General features: G+C 46.3%; 21 protein-coding genes and 1 pseudogene. 8 read left to right on the forward strand and 14 right to left on the reverse strand.

The features are described from left to right. The first annotated feature begins 40 nt into the window (after window positions 1–40). From GA003_07025 to GA003_07040, 4 genes are all read left to right on the forward strand, one after another. Entirely contained in the window at window positions 41–3,274 is a 3,234-nt protein-coding gene (locus tag GA003_07025) for an efflux RND transporter permease subunit (protein QXD29717.1), read from the forward strand. Window positions 3,275–3,408: 134 nt separating this feature from the next. Then, window positions 3,409–6,630: an efflux RND transporter permease subunit gene (locus tag GA003_07030; GenBank protein ID QXD29718.1), complete on the forward strand. Its 3,222-nt coding sequence runs from the start codon at window positions 3,409–3,411 to the stop codon at window positions 6,628–6,630. A gap of 50 nt (window positions 6,631–6,680) precedes the next feature. Then, window positions 6,681–9,914, forward strand: a complete 3,234-nt coding sequence (locus GA003_07035; protein ID QXD29719.1) for an efflux RND transporter permease subunit — start codon at window positions 6,681–6,683, stop codon at window positions 9,912–9,914. 132 nt (window positions 9,915–10,046) lie between these two features. Beyond that, window positions 10,047–13,271 (forward strand): efflux RND transporter permease subunit, encoded by a 3,225-nt coding sequence (locus GA003_07040; protein ID QXD29720.1) that lies wholly within the window; start codon window positions 10,047–10,049, stop codon window positions 13,269–13,271. 388 nt (window positions 13,272–13,659) lie between these two features. On the opposite strand, the gene GA003_07045 is transcribed toward GA003_07040, so the two are convergent. From GA003_07045 to GA003_07060, 4 genes are read right to left on the reverse strand one after another with little or no spacing between them, the layout of a single operon-like run. Next, window positions 13,660–13,881, reverse strand: a complete 222-nt coding sequence (locus GA003_07045; GenBank protein QXD29721.1) for a DUF4266 domain-containing protein — start codon at window positions 13,879–13,881, stop codon at window positions 13,660–13,662. A 2-nt stretch (window positions 13,882–13,883) separates the two neighbouring features. Further along, the gene (locus GA003_07050; GenBank protein QXD29722.1) at window positions 13,884–14,306 is read right to left on the reverse strand and encodes a redoxin domain-containing protein; all 423 of its coding nucleotides are present in this window, start codon (window positions 14,304–14,306) and stop codon (window positions 13,884–13,886) included. 58 nt (window positions 14,307–14,364) lie between these two features. Continuing rightward, window positions 14,365–15,357, reverse strand: a complete 993-nt coding sequence (locus GA003_07055) for an FAD:protein FMN transferase (GenBank protein ID QXD29723.1) — start codon at window positions 15,355–15,357, stop codon at window positions 14,365–14,367. Then, entirely contained in the window at window positions 15,348–16,505 is a 1,158-nt protein-coding gene (locus GA003_07060; protein QXD29724.1) for a DUF3570 domain-containing protein, read from the reverse strand. Before GA003_07060 ends, GA003_07055 begins: the two co-directional genes overlap by 10 nt. A gap of 217 nt (window positions 16,506–16,722) precedes the next feature. Here GA003_07060 and GA003_07065 point away from each other — a divergent pair, with 217 nt between their 5' ends. Further along, complete coding sequence (locus GA003_07065) at window positions 16,723–17,889, forward strand: class I SAM-dependent RNA methyltransferase (protein QXD29725.1); 1,167 nt, start codon at window positions 16,723–16,725, stop codon at window positions 17,887–17,889. A 91-nt stretch (window positions 17,890–17,980) separates the two neighbouring features. After that, window positions 17,981–18,862, forward strand: a complete 882-nt coding sequence (locus GA003_07070) for an NTP transferase domain-containing protein (protein QXD29726.1) — start codon at window positions 17,981–17,983, stop codon at window positions 18,860–18,862. A 6-nt stretch (window positions 18,863–18,868) separates the two neighbouring features. Here the strand turns inward: GA003_07070 and GA003_07075 are convergent. The 7 genes and pseudogenes from GA003_07075 to GA003_07105 all read right to left on the reverse strand — a co-directional run bounded on the left by GA003_07075 (window position 18,869) and on the right by GA003_07105 (window position 21,820). Further along, a pseudogene (locus tag GA003_07075) lies at window positions 18,869–19,531 on the reverse strand (nitroreductase family protein). A 38-nt stretch (window positions 19,532–19,569) separates the two neighbouring features. Continuing rightward, window positions 19,570–19,875: a molecular chaperone DnaJ gene (locus GA003_07080; protein QXD29727.1), complete on the reverse strand. Its 306-nt coding sequence runs from the start codon at window positions 19,873–19,875 to the stop codon at window positions 19,570–19,572. A gap of 57 nt (window positions 19,876–19,932) precedes the next feature. After that, window positions 19,933–20,346 (reverse strand): serine/threonine-protein phosphatase, encoded by a 414-nt coding sequence (locus GA003_07085; protein QXD29728.1) that lies wholly within the window; start codon window positions 20,344–20,346, stop codon window positions 19,933–19,935. 26 nt (window positions 20,347–20,372) lie between these two features. Then, entirely contained in the window at window positions 20,373–20,693 is a 321-nt protein-coding gene (locus GA003_07090) for a hypothetical protein (protein QXD29729.1), read from the reverse strand. 82 nt (window positions 20,694–20,775) lie between these two features. After that, complete coding sequence (locus GA003_07095) at window positions 20,776–21,219, reverse strand: hypothetical protein (protein ID QXD29730.1); 444 nt, start codon at window positions 21,217–21,219, stop codon at window positions 20,776–20,778. Between the two features lie 4 nt (window positions 21,220–21,223). Then, window positions 21,224–21,526, reverse strand: coding sequence for a GNAT family N-acetyltransferase (locus GA003_07100; GenBank protein QXD29731.1), 303 nt, complete (start codon window positions 21,524–21,526; stop codon window positions 21,224–21,226). A gap of 48 nt (window positions 21,527–21,574) precedes the next feature. Next, window positions 21,575–21,820 (reverse strand): GNAT family N-acetyltransferase, encoded by a 246-nt coding sequence (locus GA003_07105; protein QXD29732.1) that lies wholly within the window; start codon window positions 21,818–21,820, stop codon window positions 21,575–21,577. Between the two features lie 189 nt (window positions 21,821–22,009). Here GA003_07105 and GA003_07110 point away from each other — a divergent pair, with 189 nt between their 5' ends. Then, the gene (locus GA003_07110) at window positions 22,010–22,624 is read left to right on the forward strand and encodes an ABC transporter ATP-binding protein (GenBank protein ID QXD30361.1); all 615 of its coding nucleotides are present in this window, start codon (window positions 22,010–22,012) and stop codon (window positions 22,622–22,624) included. A gap of 815 nt (window positions 22,625–23,439) precedes the next feature. Here GA003_07110 and GA003_07115 read toward each other — a convergent pair. Genes GA003_07115 through GA003_07125 form a run of 3 tightly spaced genes read right to left on the reverse strand, consistent with a single transcriptional unit; the run spans window position 23,440 to window position 24,551 of the window. Beyond that, a complete protein-coding gene (locus tag GA003_07115) occupies window positions 23,440–23,862 on the reverse strand; it encodes a hypothetical protein (protein QXD30362.1) in 423 nt (140 codons plus the stop codon). Beyond that, the gene (locus GA003_07120) at window positions 23,751–24,173 is read right to left on the reverse strand and encodes a hypothetical protein (GenBank protein ID QXD30363.1); all 423 of its coding nucleotides are present in this window, start codon (window positions 24,171–24,173) and stop codon (window positions 23,751–23,753) included. Before GA003_07120 ends, GA003_07115 begins: the two co-directional genes overlap by 112 nt. Beyond that, a complete protein-coding gene (locus GA003_07125; GenBank protein ID QXD29733.1) occupies window positions 24,174–24,551 on the reverse strand; it encodes a hypothetical protein in 378 nt (125 codons plus the stop codon). A 502-nt stretch (window positions 24,552–25,053) separates the two neighbouring features. Here GA003_07125 and GA003_07130 point away from each other — a divergent pair. After that, window positions 25,054–25,704, forward strand: a complete 651-nt coding sequence (locus GA003_07130) for an NAD(P)H-dependent oxidoreductase (GenBank protein ID QXD29734.1) — start codon at window positions 25,054–25,056, stop codon at window positions 25,702–25,704. Window positions 25,705–25,756 lie beyond the last annotated feature (52 nt).

Here is a 25,756-nt window from a genome sequence, read left to right on the forward strand (position 1 = left end):
TTTCATGTAGGCCCTTAAATATTTTGATACAACCAATCCTATGCACGGAATAATAGCTTGGTTTGCACGCAATGGTGTTGCGGCAAATTTATTAATGATCGCTATCCTGGCGGGTGGCTTTTGGGCTGGATCCAGCAAAATCATCCTTCAGGATTTTCCAGATATTCCCTTTCGGAATATAACGGTTTCGGTCTCCTACCGTGGATCAACTCCGGGAGAGATCGAGCAGGCTATTGTTACTCGTCTGGAAGAGAATCTCTACGACATTGAAGGTATTAAAGAGATGGATGCTACGGCGAATTCGAACACTGGTATGGTTAGGCTGGAGATTGAAGAAGGTTACGATATGAGTGAGAAGCTCGATGAAGTGACCAATCGAGTATCTACCATTCGTACCTTTCCCCCTGAGGCTGAGCGTCCTCAAATCAGTCTGGTCAGTCGATCCGAACGTGTGATTACTTTGGTGTTATCCGGTGATTTAAGTGAGAAAGATGCAAAATCCCTCGGTGAGCAAATTCGGGATGAAGTTTCCAATCTTCCAGGACTTACCTTAGTTTCTCTGAAGGCGGTAAGGCCTTATGAAATAGCGATTGAGATTTCTGAACAGACGCTACGCCAGTATGGACTTACCTTCGATCAGGTCGTGCGTGCCATTCGCACATCATCTGTCGATTTATCCGCCGGAAGTGTGAAAACGGAAACCGGCCGGATTCTTCTACGCACGAATCAACAAGCGTACGATTACGAAGATTTTTCCTCCATCACACTCATCACGAGAGAAGATGGAACCAAGATTAAGGTCGGTGATGTAGCTACGGTAAAGGACGGATTTGATGAAACCCCCATCGTTGCTCGTTACAATGGTGAACGTGCCATTGCCATAGATGTCTTCAGGACGGGTATGCAGAACATCATCGAAATTGGTGAGACGGTTAAGGAATTTGTGGCTCAGAAACAGCAGCAATTACCTGAAGGGATTTCGTTAACCTATTGGGACGATAGCTCGGAGCGGATCAAGCTCCAGCTGAACACGTTAAGGGATAGTGCCTTATTGGGGTTTCTTCTGGTTGTAATCGTACTATCGATGTTTCTGCGGCCGACGTTGGCGTTTTGGGTGGCTTGGGGAATCCCTATCGCATTCTCAGGCACCTTCTTGTTACTTCCGTTTATGAATGTTTCCATCAACTTGGTAACATTGATGGCCTTTATTACGACGCTCGGTATCGTGGTGGATGATGCCATTGTGACGGGCGAAAATGTCTTTCAGCAAATGCAACGGGGTGTAAATCCGTTAACGGCTTCCATTAAAGGAACTCAGGAGGTGGCAGTGCCCGTTATATTTGGGGTCATCACAACCATGGTGGCTTTCGCTCCTCTGCTTATGCAGTCAGGGACACGGGGTAGTGTATTTAAAAACATCCCTATCGTAGTAATACCCGTTCTGTTTTTCTCTCTGATTGAGTCCAAACTTATCTTGCCTGCTCACTTGAAGCATTGCACGCATATGGCAGATAAGAATCCCAAGTTGAATATATTTTCACGTTTTCAGCGGTTCTTCGCCGATGGGTTAGAGACGTTTATTGTAAAAGTATACCGACCTGTTTTGCATAAGGCATTGGATCATCGCTATGTATCTGCTGCTTTGTTTGTAGGTGTCCTTGTTGTATTTATCGCACTCGTTTTGGGAGATCGTATCGGTTATCGTGGTCGTCCTACTATTCCACAAGATACCACGACCATCACATTACAGATGCCTGCCGGTACTTCTTTTTCGGTTACCCAAGAGAAGGTGGATATGATCGAGGCCGTTGCTTTAAAGCTAAAAAAAGATGTCAACGAACGGTTTGATGAACAAGTCGTTCGGAACGTATTTGCTACAGCTGGGGGGCAACCCTTTGGCAGCTCCCGTGGACCTCGTCCTGGTGGTCCTGCTGCGGGGGTTGATGAGTTAGGCGAAATACTCATTGAACTCACCCCTTCAGAAACACGGAAGGCGGCATACAGTAGTCGTGATCTCGTTCTGGATATGCGCACCATGACTCCTCCCATTCCGGAGGCGGAACAACTCAACTTCTCTTTTGCTCGTGGAGGTTCGGAATCTGCGATGACCTTCGAGCTTATCCATCCGGATATTGACATATTAAAAGCTGCTTCTGCGGATTTACAGCGGAAGTTGGTAACCTTTGATGGATTATATGACATTGAAGATACTTACGAGCGTGCGAGTGATGAATATGAGTTGGATCTCAAACCCGAAGCTGAATATTTGGGTGTAACTGCCGTCAACCTTGCTCAGCAGGTGCGCACCGCATTTTTTGGGTCCGAAGCTCAGAGGATTCAGCGGGGGCGTGACGAAGTTCGAGTCATGGTTCGTTACCCGGAAAAAGAGCGTAAATCCATTGGCGCTCTGCAAAACATGATGATTCGAACCCCGAATGGAACGGAGGTGCCTTTTGAGACGGTGGCAACCATCGTGCCTGGAAAAAGCTTACCTAGTATCCAGAGGGTGGACCGCCAGCGTATCATTCATGTTATGGCAGATGGAGATGCCGAGGAACTGGACATCGAATCCATGGAAACTGAGATTCTGGAACAATACCTTCCTGAATTGATTGCTACTAAATATCCGGGCATGCAATTCGGCGTTCGAGGGTTTGCTCAATCCGCTAGAGAGAATACCGAGGAAATGATTCTGGGGATCTATATCATTCTGGGGGTGATTTATGCATTACTTGCCATTCCGTTCAGAAGTTATTTTCAACCTATCATTGTTATGTCGGCCATTCCATTTGGAGTAGTGGGTGCTATTTTTGGACACTATTTCATGGCTGTGCTCTTTGGTTGGAACGATGGAGATCCGATTATCACCCAACCATCCATCTTTGGAATGATGGCATTGTCGGGGGTTGTAGTGAACGATAGCCTTGTGATGGTTCACTTTATGAATCGAAAGGTGAAGGAAGGCATGTCTCTCAATGAGGCCGTGCGAATAGCGGGAGTCAGACGTTTTCGTCCCATCCTTCTTACTTCTTTAACTACGTTCTTCGGCTTAGCGCCTCTGATGTTTGAGACGAGCCCGCAAGCGGCCTTCCTGGTCCCTATGGCCATTTCCCTTGCTTGGGGTATCGTTTTTGCCACCTCAATAACGCTCGTCCTGATTCCGGTGTTAGTGCTCGTTTATAATGACATTCAGCAAGCCTTTTATAAGCTCTATAACATCGATCCTCATACCCATGACGAAGAGGAGGATGAAGAAATTTTAAGTCCGGCTTAATACATTATGAAAGTGGCAATTTCTCATACTCTACGGCTTTTTTGGAGTATGTTTTGTCATTGTGTAATAAAGTGGATGCGCCTACCTTTTTCAGGTTTTTCAATGATTGTGCTAACCCCTAATCCCCAAGAAATATGCACGGAATAATAGCCTGGTTCGCTCGTAATGGAGTGGCCGCAAATCTGCTGATGATAGCCATTCTGGCCGGAGGAATCTGGGCTGGTTCCAGCAGAGTAATTTTACAAGAGTACCCGGATAGGACATATCCCTACATATCCGTTTCTGTTTCATACCGTGGAGCTACACCTGGAGAAATTGAACAAGCTATTGTTACGCGTCTTGAGGAAGCCCTCTACGATATTGAAGGTGTAAAAGAAATGACCGGTAGGGCGAGGTCCGGCTCCGGTTCAATTCAACTGGAAATTGAAGAGGGTTATAACTTGAGTGAAAAGCTGGATGAAGTGACCAATCGTGTTTCTACCATCCGCACGTTCCCGCCCGAAGCAGAACGCCCGCAGATCAGTCTCTATACCCGGACGGAGCGTGTTATAACCATGGTGTTATCCGGTGAGCTGAGTGAAAAAGAACTCACCAAACTAGGAGAACAGATTCGAGATGAAGTATCCAATGTGCCTGGGATCACGCTGGCGTCACTTAAAGCGGTTCGGCCTTACGAGATTGCTATCGAAATTTCTGAAGGAACTCTCAGACAGTATGGGCTTTCGTTTGATGATGTCACTCGAGCTATACGTACGTCTTCGGTTGATTTATCAGCTGGTAGTGTGAAGACGGATACGGGACGCATCTTATTGCGTACCAATCAACAGGCCTATAATTTCGAGGACTATTCCTCTATTACCATACTTACTCGCCCTGATGGTACTAAAATTCAATTAGGTGATATTGCTACGGTTATTGATGGCTTTGACGAAACGCCAATCATTTCCAAATACAACGGGGAACGTGCGATTGCTATCGATGTGTTTCGAACGGGCATGCAAAACATCATTGAGATCGGAGATGATGTTAAGGAGTTCCTGGCTGTGAAGCAGACGCAATTGCCAGAGGGAATCAAGTTGAGTTACTGGGGTGATGATTCGGAGAAAATTAAGATCCGTTTGGCGACGCTTCAGGACAGCGCAATCATGGGGTTCCTATTGGTCGTTGTTATTCTATCTCTCTTTTTGCGACCGACACTTGCGTTCTGGGTAGCCTGGGGTATCCCCATCGCATTTGCGGGGACATTTTTGATACTCCCATTCCTGGGGTTGTCACTCAACGTCATTACCCTTATGGCCTTTATCATGACCTTGGGAATTGTGGTCGACGACGCCATTGTGACGGGCGAAAACGTCTTTCAGCATATGCAGCGGGGTGAAAAGCCTGAGAGTGCAGCAATCAAGGGAACACAAGAAGTGGCAATCCCGGTTTTCTTTGGTGTGATTACTACGATGGTGGCATTCTTTCCGATCATGATGCAATCAGGCACCCTGGGTTCTATTTATTCGAACATCCCCAAAGTGGTCATCCCGGTTTTGTTTTTTTCATTAATCGAGTCCAAGTTGATTCTCCCGGCTCATTTGAAGCATTTTAAGCATCTAGCCGACAAACAACCGAAGCAAAATTTCTTTACGAAATTTCAGCGTTTTTTCGCGGATGGATTGGAACGTTCGATCTTAAAGTATTATCGACCGGTGTTGAATTGGGCGCTGATCAATCGCTACATTTCAACTTCCATTTTTGTCGGTTTTCTCTTCATCTTTGTGGCGCTTGTTTTAGGTGAGCGAATTGGTTATAAACGGCGGGCAGTTACGCCGGTGGATACGACGACCATTTCCTTGAGAATGCCAGCGGGAACAGTTTTTGAGGTGACTCAGGAAAAAGTAAATTTGATCGAAGCGGTAGCTCTCCGCTTGAAAGATGATGTGAATGAGCGCTTTGATACCACGGTGATTCAAAACGTCTTTGCCACCGCGGGCGGTTCGCCTTTTGGAGATGGGTTTGGCAGGAGGGGCAGTACTGGCCAGGCAGAAGTCGGAGAAGTTATTATTGAGCTGACCCCATCCGAGACGCGGGATGCTGATTATGGAAGCCGTGAACTTGTACTTGAAATGCGTAATCTCGTTCCTCCCATTCCGGAAGCTGAACAGCTGAGTTTTTCATTTTCCCGATTCAGTTCTGGAGGAGCCATATCCTTAGAGCTTAATCATCCGGATGTTGAGATACTTAAAGAAGCCTCCGCCGACCTACAAAGAAAACTTGGAACCTTTGAAGGTTTATTCGATATCACGGATTCTTTTGAAAGAGCCAATGACGAGTACGAGTTGGATTTGAAACCAGAAGCTGAGTATTTGGGGGTAACGGCTACACAGCTTGCCCAACAAGTGCGCACAGCGTTTTTTGGATCGGAGGCACAGCGGATTCAACGTGGTCGCGACGAAATTCGAGTGATGGTTCGTTATCCGGAAAGCGAACGTCGTTCTATTGGCTCCTTACAGAACATGATGATTCGAACTGCCAATGGCACGGAAGTTCCCTTTGAGACCGTTGCCGAAATTATTCCTGGCAAGAGTATGCCTTCTATCGAACGGATAGATCGTAAGCGTGTCATCCAAGTCAGTGCTGATGGCGATACCCAGGAGTTGGATATCGAATCGATGGAGACAGAAATACTCGAAGAGTATTTACCGGAACTGTCGGCGACCAAGTATCCTGGATTGGAATTTGGAGTGCGGGGGTATTCAGCCATGGCTCGCGACAATCAGCGTGAAATGATTGTTGGAATCTATATCATTCTGGGTGTAATTTATGCTCTGTTAGCCATTCCTTTTCGCAGTTATTTTCAGCCCATCATCGTGATGTCTGCGATTCCATTTGGAGTGGTAGGAGCTATTTTGGGTCACTACTTTATGGCCAAGATCTTCGGTTGGAATAATGGTATTCCTATTATTACCCAGCGATCTATCTTCGGCATGATGGCTCTTTCCGGAGTTGTTGTTAATGATAGTTTGGTAATGGTTCACTTTATGAATTCCAAAGTAAAGAAGGGGATGCCCCTCAATGAAGCGGTTCGGCTTGCCGGTGTTAAACGTTTTCGACCCATTCTGCTGACTTCATTAACTACGTTCTTTGGCTTGGCGCCGCTGATGTTTGAGACGAGCCCACAGGCCGCCGACCTTGTTCCTATGGTGATCTCCCTGGCATGGGGGATCGTGTTTGCCACGAGCATTACCTTGGTGCTGATCCCTGTGTTGGTTCTTGTTTACAACGACATTCAGCAAGCCTTTTATAAACTCTATAATATTAATCCTCACGTTGATGAAGATGAGGAGGAAGAGATGATGAACCCTGCATAATCTATCGAATTGAAAAAAGAATAATACATTAACTTCTTAAGTTTAATTTTATGCATGGAATTATAGCCTGGTTCACTCGAAACGGAGTGGCGGCCAATTTATTAATGATTTCTATCCTGGCGGGTGGTGCTTGGTCGTTAATGAGTCGAGTCATTCTTCAAGATTTCCCAGATATACCTGATAGAGGAATTTCTGTTACGGTAGAGTACCGTGGTTCCACACCCGGTGAAGTTGAGCAGTCGATTATTACAAGATTGGAGGAAGCCCTCTACGATATCGAAGGTGTTAAGGAGATGGACGCCACCGCTTCTTCCAATTCAGGCACCCTTCGTTTGGAAATCGAGGAAGGTTATAGCATGAGCGAAAAACTGGATGAGGTGACTAATCGAATTTCTACCATTCGTACCTTTCCACCGGAAGCAGAGCGGCCTCAAGTCAGTTTAGCAAGTCGATCAGAAAAAGTAATCACTATGGTCATTTCAGGCGATCTAAGTGAAAAGGAACTCAAGATCCTGGCTGAGCAAATCAGAGATGAAGTTTCGAACATTGCCGGGATCACGATGGCTGCTGTTAAAGCTGTTAGACCCTATGAGATTGCCATTGAAATATCGGAAGAGACATTGCGTCAGTATGGATTATCATTCGATCAAGTTACGCGTGCTATACGTACTTCATCGGTTGATCTTTCTGCGGGATCGGTGAAAACAGAAACCGGGCGAATTCTTCTGCGGACCAATCAACAGGCATACACCTATGAAGATTACTCGGCTATCACTATTCTGACCCGTGGAGATGGCACTAAAATTACCTTGAGTGATATAGCGACCGTTATCGATGGCTTTGATGAGACGCCTATCGTGGCTCGTTACAATGGTGACCGAGCAGTGGCTGTAGATGTTTTCCGAACAGGAATGCAGAACATCTTGGAAATTGGCGATGCGGTGAAAGGATATATTGAGGTCAAGCAGGAGCAATTACCCGAAGGAATTACCTTAACCTATTGGGGGGATAGTGCCGAACGCATCAAAGTCCGATTATCGATGTTGGTGGACAGTGCTATTATGGGATTCTTCCTGGTGGTCGTCGTCCTGTCATTATTCTTACGACCCACCTTGGCATTTTGGGTAGCACTCGGGATTCCCATTTCATTTGCAGGTTCTTTTCTGTTACTACCTTACTTGGGTATTACGATCAATTTGCCTGTCATCTTGGCTTACATCACGACCCTGGGGATTGTGGTGGATGATGCGATTGTTACGGGGGAGAATGTGTACCAGCACATGCAGCGTGGAGATAAGCCCTTGAAGGCTTCAATCGTTGGAACTCAGGAAGTAGCCGTCCCCGTATTTTTTGGAGTAATCACAACCATGGTTGCCTTTTATCCGTTGATGTTAATGTCCGGAAGGAATGGCGCATTTTTCGGTCAAATAACGTTGGTGGTTATCCCCGTTCTGTTTTTCTCGTTAGTTGAATCAAAGCTCATTCTGCCGGCTCACCTGAAGCACTGCAGGCACTTGGGAGAAAAAGATAAAAGCAAGAATCCTTTCATGCGATTCCAGCGCTTATTTTCCGGAGGACTTGAGGTGTTTGTCGTTAAAATCTACAAACCCGTGCTCAATAAAGCTTTGGTGCATCGGTATACCTCTTTTTCCATTTTTGTAGGACTTCTCGCTATCTTTTTAGCCATGATTGTCGGGGAGAGAATTGGATATCGTGAACGACCTTCATCCGTTTCCGATACTACAACCATTACGCTTCGAATGCCTTCCGGGACTACCTTTGAAAGGACCCTGGAAAAAATTACTATGATCGAAGAGCAGGCATTGCTACTTAAACAGCAGGTTAATGATCGATATGATGCGAGTGTGGTTAAAAATATTTTTGCGACAGCCGGGGGCCAACCGTTTGGTAGGTCTCGTCCTGGTACTGCGGGTAATGCTGCCGCAGGTGTTGATGAAATCGGCGAAGTAATTGTTGAGTTAGCTGAATCTGGTGCCACGGCCATCTCCTATGGTACCCGAGAGTTTGTAACTGAATTGCGCGAAATGGTTCCTCCTATTCCGGAGGCCGAGGAACTCACCTTTTCCTTCGAACGAGGTGGAGGAGGCGGTGCCATGACCTTTGAGCTTATTCATCCGGATATTGATGTGTTGAAAGCTGCTTCTGCTGAGTTACAACTGAAATTGGAATCCTTTGAAGGCTTGTATGATATTAGTGACTCCTATGAACGAGCTAATGATGAGTTTGAATTGGATCTAAAGCCGGAAGCGGAATACCTGGGAGTTACCGCTTCGAATTTGGCACAACAAGTTAGAACCGCATTCTTTGGTGCAGAAGCTCAACGTATTCAAAGAGGACGTGATGAAATTCGTGTGATGGTCCGCTACCCTGAGGCAGATAGGAAATCTCTGGGATCCCTTTCCAGGATGATGATACGAACAGCCAATGGTACAGAGGTCCCCTTTGATACGGTTGCCCAAGTCATTCCCGGCAAGAGTATGCCCACGATTCGCCGGGTTGATAGGAAAAGAATCATCCAAGTGAATGCCGATGGTGATACAGAGAAATTAGATATTACCGGAATGGAAACCGAAGTCTTGGAACAGTTCCTGCCAGAACTCGCTGCGACTAAATACACGGGATTGGAATTCGATGTGCGTGGACGTGCAGCTGAAGCACGGGATAACAATCGCGAAATGATTATGGGGATTTATCTCGTTTTGGGAGTTATCTATGCGCTTTTGGCCATTCCTTTTAGAAGTTATTTTCAACCATTGATTGTCATGTCAGCAATTCCCTTTGGCATGGTCGGTGCCGTATTGGGGCATCTTATTATGGCGAAGATATTTGGTTGGAATGACGGTGATCCCAGATTGTACCAATCCTCTATTTTCGGAATGATGGCTTTATCCGGAGTTGTCGTAAACGACAGTCTCGTGATGGTGCATTTTATGAATTCTCAAGTGAAAAAGGGTATGACTTTGGGCGAGGCAGTTCGCACAGCCGGAATTAGACGATTCCGTCCTATCTTGCTGACGTCCTTGACCACCTTCTTCGGATTGGCTCCTCTTATGTTCGAGGGGCATTCTACCGCTTCATTTCTCATTCCCATGGCTATCTCATTAGGGTGGGGGATCATTTTTGCGACCACCGTTACCTTGATTCTTATACCGGTTCTGGTATTAATAGCTGACGATTGCAGGCAGGCATTCTTCAAGCTCTATGATATCGAGCCAGAGGTGCATGATTCAGAGGAAAAAGAAAAGCTAATGACGCCAGCTTAAGTGTTCGATTGTACTTCCGGTATTCTCGAAGATGAAAGCATTTTAATAGGAATAGCATTGTCGAGTAGATGCTCTTATTCAGAATGCCCAGAATCCTAGCCTAAGAACCTCTTTTATAAATATCCTTAAAATATGCACGGAATCATAGCCTGGTTTGCGCGTAATGGAGTAGCTGCTAATTTACTGATGATTGCCATTCTGGCGGGTGGAGTATGGTCAGGTACCAATCAGGTCATATTGCAGCAGTACCCAGAAATGCCGCAAAAGATGATCACAACTACAGTGATTTATCCCGGTTCCACACCTGGAGAAGTTGAAGAAGCTATTTTAACGCGTCTCGAAGAAAGTCTTTACGACATCGAAGGAATTAAAGAGATGACGGCAACTGCCAGATCAAGCTCTGGAACCGTTATGTTGGAAATTGAGGATGGTTACAATATGAGTGAGAAGCTCGATGAAGTGACCAACCGGATTTCTACGATTCGTACCTTTCCTCCTGAAGCAGAGCGCCCTCAGATCAGTCAATTTTCCTTCGCAGAACGAGTGATTACGATTGTCGTATCCGGCGACCTGAGTGAACGTGAATTAAAGACTCTGGGTGAGCAGCTCCGAGATGAGGTCTCTAATATCCCGGGAATTACTTTGGCTTCATTGAAAGCAGTGCGGCCTTATGAAATCGCGATTGAAGTGTCAGAGCCCACCCTTCGTCAGTATGGTCTAAGCTTCGATCAAATTACTCGAGCGATTCGTACATCCTCTGTCGATTTGTCAGCTGGCAGTGTAAAAACGGAGACAGGCCGTATTCTGCTCCGGACCAATCAACAAGCCTACACCTATGAAGATTTCGCGGCTATTACTATTCTCACTCGTTCTGATGGTACCAAATTAAAGTTGGGCGATTTGGCCGATGTGAAGGATGGGTTTGATGAGAACCCGATCGTTTCCAATTACAATGGAAAGCGGGCCATCGCGATTGATATCTTCCGAACGGGAATGCAAAACGCCATCGAGATTGGTGATAGTATTAAAGAGTTTATCGAAGTTAAGGAGGATCAACTGCCGGAAGGTATTCATTTGAGCTACTGGGATGATGATACCGTACGTATCAAAGTTCGTATTCAAACCCTCATGGATAGTGCCACCATTGGTTTTATCTTAGTGGTGCTCATACTCTCCTTATTTCTAAGACCAACTCTGGCGTTCTGGGTAGCCTGGGGTATCCCGATTGCCTTTTCGGGTACGTTTTTGATGATGCCCTTTCTTGGGCTGACGATCAATATCGTTACCCTCATGGCCTTCATCACCACGCTGGGGATTGTGGTCGATGACGCGATTGTTACGGGGGAAAATGTGTTTCAACACATGCAGCGCGGAGAGAAGCCTTTAGCGGCTTCCATTAAAGGAACGAACGAAGTGGCAATTCCAGTAATGTTTGGGGTGATTACCACGATGGTCTCATTCTTTCCTCTGATGATGATGTCTGGGTTTATGGGGAATTTCTTCAGGAATATCCCTCTCATCGTAATACCAGTACTTTTCTTCTCTTTGATCGAATCCAAGTTGATCCTTCCGGCACACCTGAAGCATTGTTCGCACTTGGGGGACAAGGTTGAAAAGAAGTCCAATATCTTTATCCGCTTTCAGCGTAGTTTTGCGGATGGCTTAGAACGGTTTATTCTAAAAATATACCGACCATTTTTAAATGTGGCCTTAAACAATCGCTATGTATCCGTATCGATCTTTATTGGCTTTCTTTTCGTCTTTCTCGCGTTGGTTATTGGCGATAGAGTAGGGTTTAGGCGTTTTCTTTCCGTCCCGGATGATACCACCAAAATCTACTTGGAAATGCCAGCGGGAACTACCTTTGAACAAACGCACTCAAAGGTGAAAATCATAGAGAAAATCGCCTTGGAATTAAAGGAAGAGGTCAATGAGCGATTCAATGAAGTCGTCATCCAAAACGTGTTTGCAACCGCAGGTGGTCAACCGTTTTCATCACGTGGAGGTTTTCGAGGAGGGATTGCTGGAGTACCTGAACAAGGTGAAGTTGTCCTCGAGCTGACTCCATCAGAATCTCGAAAAGCTAATTATGGAAGTATGGAGCTTGCCACGGATATGCGTAACCGTGTTCCACCTATTCCAGAAGCGGAGACCTTGAGTTTTAACTTTGCTCGTTTTGATTCTGGGCAGGCGATTGGCTTTCAACTCATTCATCCAAATATGGAAATGCTGAAGGCTGCTTCAGCAGAGCTGCAGCGGCATTATGGAACCTACGATGGCTTATACGATATCAAAGACTCCTATGAACGGGCCAGTGATGAGTATGAGTTGGAGTTGAAACCTGAGGCGGAGTATCTAGGGATTAATACTGTTAACCTTGCCCAACAAGTTAGAACGGCATTCTTTGGCGCTGAAGCTCAACGCATTCAAAGAGGAAGAGACGAAATAAAAGTAATGGTGCGTTATCCAGAAGAGGCTCGTCGTTCCTTAGGTTCCCTTCAGGCCATGATGATTCGAACAGCCAATGGAACTGAGGTTCCATTTGATACCGTGGCGAGAATTATCCCAGGTAAGAGCCTTCCTACCATTACCCGAATTGATAGGAAACGCATTATCTCTGTGATGGCCGATGCGGATACGTTGACCACGGATACAGAAGCAATCGAAATAGAAATAGAGCAGGAATTTTTACCGAAATTAGCCGCAACAAAATACCCAGGTTTGGAATTTCAAGTGATGGGCTTTTCAGCAGATAGTCGGGAAGAACAAGCCGAGATGGTACAGGGCATTTTCTTTATTCTCGCTGTGATTTACGCGCTTCTGGCCATTCCGTTTCGAAGTTATATGCAGCCGATCATTGTAATGTCGGCGATACCCTTTGGTGTCGTGGGTGCCATAATTGGTCATTGGATCATGGCCACGGTATTTGGTTGGAACGGAGGGACTCCCATTTTGACCCTCCAATCAATTTTCGGGATGATGGCTCTGTCGGGTGTAGTCGTAAACGATAGCCTGGTTATGGTTCACTTTATGAACCGTAAAGTGAAAGAAGGCATGCCAATTAATGAGGCCGTTCGCATGGCGGGCGTTCGACGTTTCCGTCCGATCTTGCTTACATCAATGACCACCTTCTTTGGTCTGGGACCTCTGATGTTTGAAGACAGTCCGCAGGCGGCGTTTCTTGTGCCCATGGCCATCTCCCTGGCCTGGGGTATCGCATTTGCTACTGTGATCACCCTGGTCTTGGTCCCCGTGCTCGTTTTAATCTACAACGACATTAAGCGAGTATTCTGTGCCATATATGGTATCACTCCTCATTCTCACGAAGTGAAAGAGGAAACCTTGTCACCGGCCTAGCTCCAAGCTTGGGGAGCGCATTTCGGTGCGTGACTGTAGCCGTGAAGAATGAACACTCGACATGTTGGCCCTGAGGGTGGACTCAAAACATCTACCAGAAAATCGAATTTGAAAAAGACTTGTGGGCTTCTAAAACAGTGGACCTCTTTGAATCCACCCGCGACGTACGAATGGATCAGGAGGGCTGACGGAATCGAGTTGTTTGCTTTGACGATCGATAGGGGATGGAGCGCACATTGGTGCGTGACTGAGCCAGGAGTGAGGATAACAAGCAAGTCGGCCCGAGGGTGGACTCAAAATGCATTCCGTAGACAAGGTTTACGAAGAAGACTTTTGGACTTCACAAAACAATTAAGTCTCTTTGAGTCCACCCGCTCAGCCCTCCTGATCAGTTGCAGCCGCAACCACCACCCCCGACTCCAGCCCCGCCGTGCGCGGCTTCCCGAGTGTAGAACACATGGTCTGCCATAGAAGCTTCAAGAGGATCTCTGTCCGGAAGCATCGTGTATTGAGCGAGCGCTCCTTTTTCCCACGGTTCAACGGTATCGCAACCCCAGAGTAAACATGCGAGTGCAGTAAGGATGGTGGCTTTTAATAAGTGTTTTTTCATACTTACTCAGCTAAAAGGGTTTCGATTTCTTCACGGTAGTTGGCGATTGTTTTCTTACCTTGGTAACCTTTGTGGATGGAGCGAATCACTCCTTTTTTATCGATCAGAAAGGAAGTGGGCATGGCTTCAATTTCAGCTGTGCTGACGAGCTTCTTAGCCTGATCATGGACCAGCGGAAAACTGACGCCTGATTTATCAGCAAAACTCCGGTAGGCTTTTTCAGTGCTGTCGACACTGACGGCGAGAATGACGAGCCCACGATCTTTATAATCGGCGTAGATTTCATCCATAGCAGGGAAGGAGGCTTTGCAAGGTGGACACCAGCTTGCCCAGAAATCGAGAAGAATTACTTTTCCCTCCAAGTCGGGGAGCTCCCCAGTCATCTCGAAGGTAGACAGGTCAGGGAGTACATCTGACTCGTTCAATTTTGCCTGGACTTGACCTGCAAGGAAGCAGGTTAAAGCCAGGATAAAAAGGCTAATCTTAGATGCCCGAAACCATGTATTGATGTATTGCATATGAATCTAGACGTTTGAATTCGGTGTGTATGCAGCCTTCGGCTCCAAAAAAGGTATTAATTCGTTCCATGCCGGCCTCTTCGCCCAATAAACAGCAGGCAGTGGCCAGGATCCCTGCTTCGGTGCAGGTACGTGCCACAATCGTTGTGTGCTTCACTTTGTTCGCTATGGGATAGCCTTTTCGATGGTCGATCATATGACCGTAGCGCTTGCCATCGATTTCAAAAAAGCGCCGGTAGTCCCCGGAACTAGCCACGCAAAGATCTGTTAAAGCGAGACTTCCCCAACAGGTTCCTGGCTTACCAGGATCTTCGATGCCCACATGCCAATGAGTATATACCGGCGGTTTACCTAATGCGGCAATATCTCCTCCAAAATTGATTAGCACGTCAGTGAGTCCAAATTCTTTGGCGATGAGTGAAACGCGATCGACTGCGTATTCTTTTCCAATCCCACCAAGATCGAGCCCCATTCCGGAAACACTTAATTTGATGCGACCGGGCTCACGGTGAACCTTGTCCCATCCCACCAGTGCTTTTGCAGTTTCTATCTCATCCTGACTGGGTATGCGTGGTTCTTTCGCTTTGTAGTCCCAGAGTTTGATGACAGGTAAACTGGTGGGATCAAACAAACCCTCCGTTATAAAATGAAACTGATCACACAGGTCGAAAAGAGCCTCAGCCTCAACGTCGATTTCCACCCAATCCTTCCCTGCGGCCTGATTGATTTTGCTGAGTAGACTATCCTCTCTAAAACGGGTGTATGTGTTTTCAAAATTCCTAACCCACCGAATTGCCTTATCCTTAAATTGATTGGCCAGATTAGAATCAGTCGAACGAAACTGAATCTCGCATGGACAGCCCATGGCGGGGAAACTGACTTTAAACAGTCCCTTTTGAATATCTCCGGTGCTTAAGCTTTCTATCCGGAGATTGTCGTTTTGCTGCCTTAGAACCACCAGCGTCCCCCTGCGGTTAAAATGTTCGCATCGCTATAGGCACTGAAATGGGTAATCCCATCGAGGCCTTTCATTTCGTAGCGATTGTATTTGATGTTGAATTCCAAGTTCTCGTTCACGAACCAGATTAGCTTGGCGCCATAGGTGTGCGTCTCCATTTTGGACAAACGATGGTCTGAGGAATAGAAGGCGGAATTCTCGGGATTTATAAAATCAAAATCTGCGTTGGCGGAATCGAGGTCGTAGTAATAGTAATTAGCCGCTGATTGTTTATAGTAGCGATAATTTGGGCGAAGTACAACGTGTTCACTCAACTTCTGAAACCATTCCACGGATAAGGTGTGTGCGTCTATGCCCGCGTCGTCTGTGAAAAAGCGATAGGAAGTTTGAAGGCTACCTTTTGCTTTTTCGAAATCACGCAACAGCTCCGTGTAGAAAATCCACTTGTGACGTTCATCAGGACGATTCTCCCGGAAAGTAATAGGCAAGAAGAAGTCGGGAAGTATCTCTACGGTCTTTTGCACGCTCTTGTATGGATCACCTAGAAATCCATACTCTTTTCCATAGCTAATGTTGGTCGTCAACACGGTCGCCGGATCGATCACCTGCGACACTCCAATGAACAGGTCGTGAGAGGTCTTTTCATCAGGTTCGGGTAGGACAGGGGCGGTTAAGTCGTCCTTTAGCATGGAGTAGCCACCTTGCAGAGTTGTGTTGTTTTTATTCAACTCTCGCTTGTAAACCATGGATCCTCCTTTGGATTCATAGTCACTTTCATTACTGTAACTCAGCTCGAAGGTAAAGGCATGGTCACCCGTTTTGTGGTCCAAGGTGGTAATGATTGACTTTCGACGGTCCTCCAAACTCTCCAAAGGGACTTGGTTAGGATCACCGTCCGGTTGAATAGGCTCACCTGTCGGAGTCGAACCCGTAATGGTGTCAATCAATCCTACGACACTGAGGTTTGTATTAACACTGAGCTGCTTTTCAGCTCTAATATAGTGGGCTTCCACCCGTATCCTATCGTTATCCTCCTGATAATCCTCGTATTTGTAGGTGAGAGAATCTTCCGCCCGAATAGGCTTAGGACTGCTTGAAAAAAGATAAAGTGCCAAGAGCAGGCAATGGATCCGGGATTTCAACGGCATGTAACAGGTGGTAGTCAGAATGAGAGAAAATGAACTTAAGTTAAGAGCAGTCCTGATACAAATGATTATTCTTTAAGAAGTAAACGCGATCCTTCTTCTATTGGATGCGCGAATGTGGCATTTGTTCAGATTTTCTTTCATCAATTAAATTAATTCTGCCAATTAAGCCTTTTCTTCTTGGATATACCCGACAGATTTGCGTTTTTACTCAGTTTTTATGCCGGATCAACCGATATTGGTGACTTGCCCAAAGAGAAGCACACCCTACCTGGAAGCAGAACTGGAAGCCCTCGGATTTCCAATTAAGGATACGGTTGAAACAGGCGTATTCACCGCAGGGTCGCTGGAAGATTGTTGGCAGCTCAACCTGCAAAGTCGCACCGGGTTACGAGTGCTCTTTCAATTTGCGGAGTTTCGGGCTGCCGATGCCGAGACCCTTTATCAAAAGGCAGGAAAGCTGCCGTGGCATGAGTGGATATCGAACGATGGTTATGTGTGCATCATCAGTTCTGTGTTAACAGAGTGTATCGATAATACGCAGTTTGCCCGTATGAAGCTCAAAGATGCCGTTGTTGATCAAATTCGTGATAAAACGGGCCAACGACCTGATTCAGGCCCCGATCAGAATGCGACCGTGGTTTTTCTTTATTGGAGGGATGATCGGGTGATGCTCTATTTTGATACTTCAGGCCGGCCTCTGAGCAACCGAGGCTATCGAGTCCACCCATGGAAAGCTCCAGTACGAGAGACGCTCGCAGCATCTATGATCGCAGCAACCCGTTGGGACAAGGAATCTCATTTTATCAACCCTATGTGCGGAAGTGGGACCCTAGCCATAGAAGCCGCCCTCATGGCCCTTGGGAGACCGCCAGGCTTTCTCAGGGAAAATTTTGGATTCATGCATGTGCTGTCCTTCGATACAGAGAGGTTCAAAGAGTTCCGATCTTCGATTCCTAAAGCTACCAGGAAACAATTGCCGTTTACCATTCAGGCCTCTGACATCAATTCCGAAGCTATTGATGCAGCAAAGTACAACGCAAAGTTGGCGGGGGTAGAGCATCTGATTGATTTTCAAGTAGGAGACTTCAGAGACCTGGATTTACCAGAGGAGCCGGGAGTGATTGTCATGAACCCAGAATACGGCGCACGCTTAGGTGAGGAAAAGAAACTCGAAGGTTTGTATCGACAAATTGGAGACTTCTTTAAGCAAAAGGCGGCCGGATATTGGGCTTATGTTTTTACTGGTAATATGAAGCTCAGTAAACGTATTGGTCTGCGGGCATCCAGGCGTATTGAGTTTTATAATGGGCCGATCGATTGTCGGCTTTTGGAATACGAATTGTACTCTGGTACTAAGCGGATATCGTTTCGCAAAGATCGCTGACACTATACCAACTGGATTCACAATTCGGTACAGTATTTTGGTTTCTTGCTGGACCTGAAGTGATCAAGTGGGAAAGCTTTGTTTCTGATTTATGAGTGATTTAACCTTGGTTATCTTAGCTGCCGGATTGGGCAGTCGTTACGGTGGAGTTAAACAAATGGAAGGGCTTGGGCCTTCCAACGAGGTGCTTCTCGATTACTCGGTCTACGATGCGGTGAGAAGTGGATTCAATAAGGTCGTCATCGTGATTCGGGAGGAAATGGAGGAAGGCTTCCATGATCGCATCACTCAGAGGTTTGAGCAGCGTGTAAAAGTAGAGTTCGCATTTCAAGGACTTGATCGAGCTCCAGAAGGGCGCACCAAACCATTGGGAACAGGCCACGCCTTGCTCTCTGCTGTCGGGCATATTGAGGGACCCTTTGCTGTGATAAATGCCGATGACTTCTATGGGCCATCCTCCTTTCGCCTTCTTGCTCAGAACCTGTCTGGAATTCCGAAGCGTTCGGGAGTGCTTGTTGGTTTCGAACTGGCCAATACGCTTTCTCCGAATGGCAGTGTTACTCGTGCGGTGTGTGAAGCCTCTACGGATAGAATTCTAACCCGTATTGAAGAGACCTTCGACATCGCTTCTCGTGAGAATGGTATTAGCGGTTTTGTTGACGGGCATGAAAGAAGCCTACGATTAGATACCATTGTATCATTAAATCTGTGGGGATTCTCCCCGGACTTTCTCGATTTTCTAGAAGTCGAATTTGTGTCCTTTTTGGAAAATATTAAAGATCCGATGAAAGAAGAGTTCTTTCTCCCTGCGGCCGTCTTTAACTGGATACAATCGAAGGGAGCTGCCGTGGAGTTACTACTCTCTAAAGAGCAATGGCTTGGACTGACGAATCCTGAAGATAAATTAGATGCGGTCGCCAAGCTGATGGATCAGATCGCCATAGGGGTTTATCCAGCCAAGCTCTGGGATTAACTCCGCCTATGCGTAGCTTACAAATTCGCTCAATGGTTTCTTACGAATGGTTGGAACCATGGCATTGGGAGCTGGCTTCCCAACTACCAGGAGGAGGAAAGGCTTTTCATGTTTTGGGCGATCAAGAATTCAATTCAGGCAACCCATAGGGCTAGGGGTGTGAGTGAGAGTTGAGAGGCCTGCATGATGGAGTGCGGTTATGAGCATGCCTGTAGCGATTCCGACCGATTCTGACACGTAGTAGTTTTCCGCAAAACCATCTTCAGTGGGGGATTTGGATTCCGAAAATATGGCTATCAGGTAGGCAGCTATTTCAAGAAAGGGCTTATGCTCGTCCGTTCCAAGGTTAGCCAATGCATCTAGCCAATCCTGTGGAGCACGTTGTTCGTAAAAGGATTTCTCCTCTTCCTCGGCAGCCTCGCGTATTTCGCGTTTAATGGTAGGGTTAGTGATTACGTAAAAGTGCCAGGGCTGTCGATTGGCTCCACTGGGAGCGCTCCCAGCTGCCATCAAGCAATTTTCTATGACTTCAAGAGGTATGGGAGCATCTGAGAATTCTCGGATCGTTCTGCGTTGTTTTAGCTCAGCCAAAAACGATTCCGACCGGGTTAACATTTCATCGTCAGAATAAGAGCTCTTGTTTGGGTATGGAATGGGCGTAAATGGCATCCCTCCATCCAACAAGTCGTATGCGACTGAATCAAGGATTAGCGCAAGTCTTCCAAGAGGGCCGTGACCTCAGCCTCCGGATCTTCATGATGTTGCTCCTTGGCCAACGCGAGGGCTGTTTCTAAATGAAGCACTGCTTCAGGCCTTCGGTTTAAGGCGATGAGAGCCTTGCCAAGAAGGATATGTGGGATCATCCAGTCGTTTTTCTGGGCGACGCAAAATTCGAGGTGTTCAATACACGCTTCAAATTTGTCCTCGGTAAACAATGCTTCGCCGTAACTGAAGCGGAACATTTCGTTATCAGGATTCGATTGGATAAGAGGGGCGAATTTTTCGGAACTCATTTTATTGATAGGTTGGTAAGAGGGAATCTATCAGAACTGGGCAGGAGCACAATTCGATTATTCGGCAAATACAACGATGCCGGTGACATTGTCGGGTGCACCATTATCGAGCGTTTTCTGCACCAGTTGCTCCACAGTAGCTTCGGGAGTATTTCGAGCGGTTAGGATGCGTAGGATTTCTTCCTCTGGGACCGGGCCGCTTATACCATCAGAACAGAATAAGAGTCGATCTCCACTGAGGATTCGGTGTTCTGTGAAATCTGGCTTTATGAGCTCACGTTGTCCCAAGCAGTGTGTAAGGGTATGTTTGTAGTGCTCCGGGACTTCCTGGCTATCTGGGATTTGCTTTTGTTCTCGCGCAAATGTTTCCAAAGTGTGGTCGGTAGTGATTTGCTCGATTTTGCCGTACCGAACAAGGTAGATCCGTGAGTCGCCTATATGGGAAACCTCGAGGTTATTGTTGCGGATCATCCCCATCGAAAGGGTCGTGCCGATGCCTAACCCATGAGCCGATATCTGCCGGTTTGAATCACTTGATGATTCACCTCTTTCATTAAGGTAGGCCAATAAATGCCTTCCCAGTCCTCATTTTTTCGGGCATTCGTCCACAATTCCAGATACTGAACGACGGCTTTACTCGCAAGGTCGCCAAAAGTAAGGCCGCCCAGTCCATCTGCCACTGCATATATATAGTTCTCCGTGTCGCAAAAGAAACTGTCTTCGTTCTTTTTGCGAACCATCACCACGTGGGTCATGCCGGCAGCTGTGAAATTCATAAACGGTTGTAAGTGAGTAGTCGGAATATTAAAGTCAATCATCCCATCATCGGAAAGATTGATCGCCAGCCAGCCTCTGAAGCGAGTGATCTGCAGTCTTTTTTGACTCTTTTACAAATAGAGTTTAGGCTTCGTTTGGAGGTTTTTGTGGGCCTCCCGGCCTGGCTGCGGGTCCCTGAACCGCCTGCAAGGGTATGCTGGCTAGCACTTCCTCGTTCCAATAAACATCGAATGAATATTGTCCCGGTGCAGGAATCGGTAGACCTTGCATATTCAAGGTTAGGTTTCTTGATATAAAATACTGCTCGTCCGGAATGGCGCCAATCTGAATACCGAATTTGAGCGGACCTTTGGGGAGCAGTTCTTTGCCATCCGCATCTACAAAGATTACCTTAAATTGATGCTTCCCGAGGTCTGTTTGATTAAACAAGAACCTTAGCGCCAGCGTGCAATGCGGGTGTTGGTTCGGGTATTTGCTGCTCCAGATAGTGTCAAAGGCACCGAGGATACAGAGCTTGCCATTGTAATCAGAGGCGGAATCGCAAATGACTGATGTGAGTAATTCCATGGAGCTAGCTTTTCAGGAAAGAGTCTGGCTGCAATGCTTCAGTGCGCATTTTGTCAGCGGGTCTTGGCATAACAATGGAGATCACGAGTTCGTCACCGATGTTTGGGTGGATGCCATATCGTTTGAAGGTTCCCTCGAGAGACAAACCTGCTTTTTCCATGACTCGCCCGGATGCTGGGTTATCGATATCGCATAATGCACTTATTCGGTAGATTTCTGGCTGGTTTAGAGCCCAGTCAGTCCAGTGTTGAAGTACCTCGGTTATGAGACCTTGTCCCCAGTAGGGGCGTGCTATCAAGTAGCCCACCTCAGCTTTGAATTGATCAACGCCTATGGAGAAGGATCCAATAAGCTCTTACGGCTTGTCGTGCTTGAAAAGCAGATACGCGATGCCGGGTTTGCTGTCCCATTCTTTAATGATATAGCTGAGCCAGGACTGGAGGTCTTCTAGCTTCTCGTAAGGCTTGAAGACCAGGTAACGGGTTACCTCGGGGTCCGTTGCGTAGACATCGAACATTGCTTGTGCATCGCCCATGACTGGCTTTCGGCCCATAACACGATTGGTCTGGAAAGAATCAGGTGGAATAGAAGCTGTGTTCATTACTTGTAGTAGAGAAATGTTGAAGTTCAGAAGCTGAGAAACCAAGCTAATTGTAGGTCTTATGAACGGAGGGTTTGCCAATTGTTAGAAAAACCGAAACGGCTATAGACAAAACAAATACCTGAATCCGTTATAGAGATAGTCGGCACCATGATATCCATTTAAAATCTTACCAAAAGGTATGGCAGCATAACCGCTCTCGATGGGGTTAGCCTAACGGTTAAAAAAGGTGAATTCTTTGGCCTTGTGGGTCCCAATGGGGCCGGCAAGAGCACACTGATGAATATTTTGTCGGGCTACACATTCGCTGACGAAGGCGTTCTTCAGCTAAACGACAAGACTTTGCAGGAAGACGATCCGGAAGGGCGTCGTATTTTGGGACTCGTACCTCAGAGCCTTGCTCTTTATGAGGAATTCTCAGCCTTCGATAACCTGGAAGTGTTTGGGAGTATCTATGAGATTCCAAAGAAAGAGCTGAAAGAGAAAATTCACTTTTGGCTTAATAAGGTTCAGTTGTGGGATCGGAGAAAGGATAAAGTCAAAGGCTTCTCCGGGGGTATGAAACGTCGCCTCAATATTGTCGCAAGCTTACTACACGATCCAGAGATACTGCTTTGCGATGAACCAACGGTTGGAATAGATCCACAATCGCGAAATGCCATCTTCGACTTTCTCGAAGAGCAAAATCAAAAAGACCTTACGGTAGTCTATACCACGCACTACATGGAAGAGGTGGAACGGATGTGCAAGCGCATCGCGATTATCGACTCCGGAAACATAATTACTGAAGGATCACGGAACTGACTGGTCAGCCAATTGCCTTATGATACTTCCATTTCGTTTGAAGTGGATCGAGTTGAATCGGAGATCCGAGAGGCTCTTTCTGAATTCGGTGAGCTTAGCATAGAGGGAAATATTGGGACTCTGAATCCGGGAGATGATTTTAAACTCTCTCAGTTTTTTCAGCTTCTGGAGAGTAAAGCAGTGCCTTATCACCGTTTTCAGATTCGGCAACCGTCCTTGGAAACCCTCTTTCTGCACTTAACAGGGAAGGAACTAAGAGAATGAAAATAGTTTTCGCATTATTGGCTAAAGACTGGAAGGCCTTCTGGGGAGACAAGGTAGCCGTACTGCTTACCTTCTTGGTTCCATTTTTCATCATCTACTTGATGGGAAATATATTTGGGATCTCTCCGAGTAAAGAGAACTTCGGCATGGGTGGCCCTGCGGGGATTCGCTTAGGTGTCGTTGACCAGACTGAACCGAAAATCGTTCAAGCGATGATTGACGCTATCGATGAAGATGAAGCTTTCCGAACAATTCAAACACGTACGACCAATACCGGTGAGGAAATTCCTCTAACGGAGTCCGAAGTAAGAGCGGGTATAGAGGGTAATCAATACCGCTATGCATTGGTATTTCCCGTGGATGCTTTTGGGAATGGATTCGGATTTAAAGTAAAACTCCTTCAGAATCCGCGGAATCAAATAGAGACTCAGACGACCGAGGGCTTGATTCAAAAGAACCTAATGATGGCTTACTTCGAAAACATTTGGGACCTCCCCATATTGAAGGCCGATCCTGAGGTGGTTGAAGCTTTTGTGGGTCCTATAGCGGATTTAGTTGAAGAATTGTTTGATGTGCCAGAAGAGAAGTTTCGTTCTGTTTTCAAGGAAGATAGTTTTGTCCCAGATTTTAGGAAGATTATGGCGGATAATACCGAGGGGGAGGGGTGTGTTTTCGTGATCTCTCAATTGGACCCAATTCTGTTGGATCCTTCTTGTAAATTCATCAACTGTTTCGGAGGAGTCGACTTTGACGATGACTGGGACCGTGTTTACAAAGAGTCCGACTGTTGATTCGGCGTCCAAGATATTGGATTTTCGGCAAGCCCTGGGAGCTCCAAACATCACCGTATCCTGTCCAGTGCTCAGATGTAGAAACATTCCCCAGGCCGCTTGTCCAAGTATATTGAGTGAGGTTTCTGACTTTCTGACCAGTTTGATAAGCGCGTCGACAGCTTGCTGCTTAGGAATCGAGATTTGAGAGACTGCTGATTCCCTGAAGGTTTACCTCCTTTGAACCCCATTCCAAAATTGAGTGCGGTAGTCTCTTTAAGATCTTCGAGTTGTTTATTCCAAAAGGCGCTGGAGCTCTTCCATGATTGTTTTTCCGTCCATTTGAGATACTCCTCGTAGGACGGACATTTCTTGAGGCGAACCGACCTACCTACTTTCAGCGCTTTGTAGACCTCAATGAATTCCTGAATCAGCTTCAATCTGGCTCGACCGTCAAACAATGCATGGTGTGTCGTCCAAACAAGCTCGGAGCGTCTGGAGTGAATGCGGATCAGTTACAGTCTGCTTAAATTGCCTTTTAAAGGATCGAAGCCACGGGACAGGTCTTGGTTTAAATAGGAAGTCAGTTGATTGTGTCTTTTAGTCCGTGGCAAATGGCTCCAGTCCAGGAATTTAAATTCGACCTGTAGTTTTCCGCTCTTTTGAATACGTAGACGATCGCCCTTTCCAAACTCAAAGGTGTGGTAGAAGGTGTCGTGGCGCTTCAACACGCGCTTCCAGGCTCTTTCTAGGAGGTCCTGATTAACGGTTTCTAAAAACGTCCATCGGAATTGCTGTACATACGGCTGCGATTCATGGCCAAGTAGACTAGGCAGGAGCATACTAGTCTGCATGGGCGATGCAAACAATCCGCATTTGTTTGAACGATTCATGGATGAGAAGCAGGGATTTCAAAGGCAATGACAATTCCTTAGGCTTCAAGCTTCAATTGAGCCGCTGAACAATGGCAGGAATTTACACCTTGATTACATCGTTTTGAGGCTTTAAATTAAGACTGAGGATGGATCCTGCCTCTTCTATTGAGCTTTGAGGATCGTTCTTTTGCCAATATTAAGAGTAGACGTTTTTTGTAAGTAGTTGAATGAGAAAGAGAAAAAGATTCCTTGGAAATTAATAAATACCCTCGAAGGACAGAGTTGAGTGCGAAAGTGCTCAAATTTCTGAATCCTGTCCTATTGAGGTTTTTCCTGTAACGCTGATGTAAATTCCATTTTTAAATTCATTTCGCTTAATCAGTAATTTGCAGGAAAAATTTCCTCTCGCGATTGCCAGTCGAATCAGACACAAAATTTTGAAATTCAATTATCCCAACGTTACGGGTGCAAAAGACAAAGCCCATTCCTGCTAAACAATGAATGATAAAGTTTCCACATTATGCCTACATTCACAAACGAAGAACTATTGCAGCAACTGAATTGGCGTTACGCCACTAAGCTATTTGATCCGGGTCGAAAAATTAATGCCGAAACGATTACGGCCATCGAAGATTCCATGGTCCTTTCGCCTTCGTCTTTCGGTCTGCAACCCTGGAAATTCATCTTTGTGGAGGATCAGGCAACCAAGGATCAATTACTCCCGTTGTCCTGGAACCAACCCCAGACACGCGATTGTTCCCATTTTGTCGTACTTTGCTACGATGACTCCTTCGAGCTTTCTGAGGTCGATCGATACATCGACGCAACCTTAGAGGCAAGGGGAGGGCAGGCTTCCGATCACGATGCTCTTAAAGGACAGATGGTTAGCTTTGTTCAACGGTCCATCGATGGAGCTACTATTGACGATTGGTGTAAGAATCAAATTTACATCGCCTTAGGTCAATTGATGGCGAGTGCTGCTTTTCTTGGAATCGATACGTGTCCCATGGAGGGTATTCAGCCTTCTGAATTCGACAAAGTGCTCAAATTGGAGAATAGTGGCTTTAAAACCATGGTTGCTTGTGCATTGGGGTATCGCTCCGAAGACGATAAATATGCCACCCTTCCAAAAGTGCGTTACCCGAAAGATCAGATTATCGAGCGGATTTGAATAGCCATTTTTAAATAATTAAGGAACCTCGGCTTGCTTTTTTAATCAAATC

Source organism: Opitutia bacterium ISCC 52 (assembly GCA_014529675.2).
In the GTDB taxonomy this organism is placed as follows: Bacteria; Verrucomicrobiota; Verrucomicrobiia; order Opitutales; family UBA2995; genus UBA2995.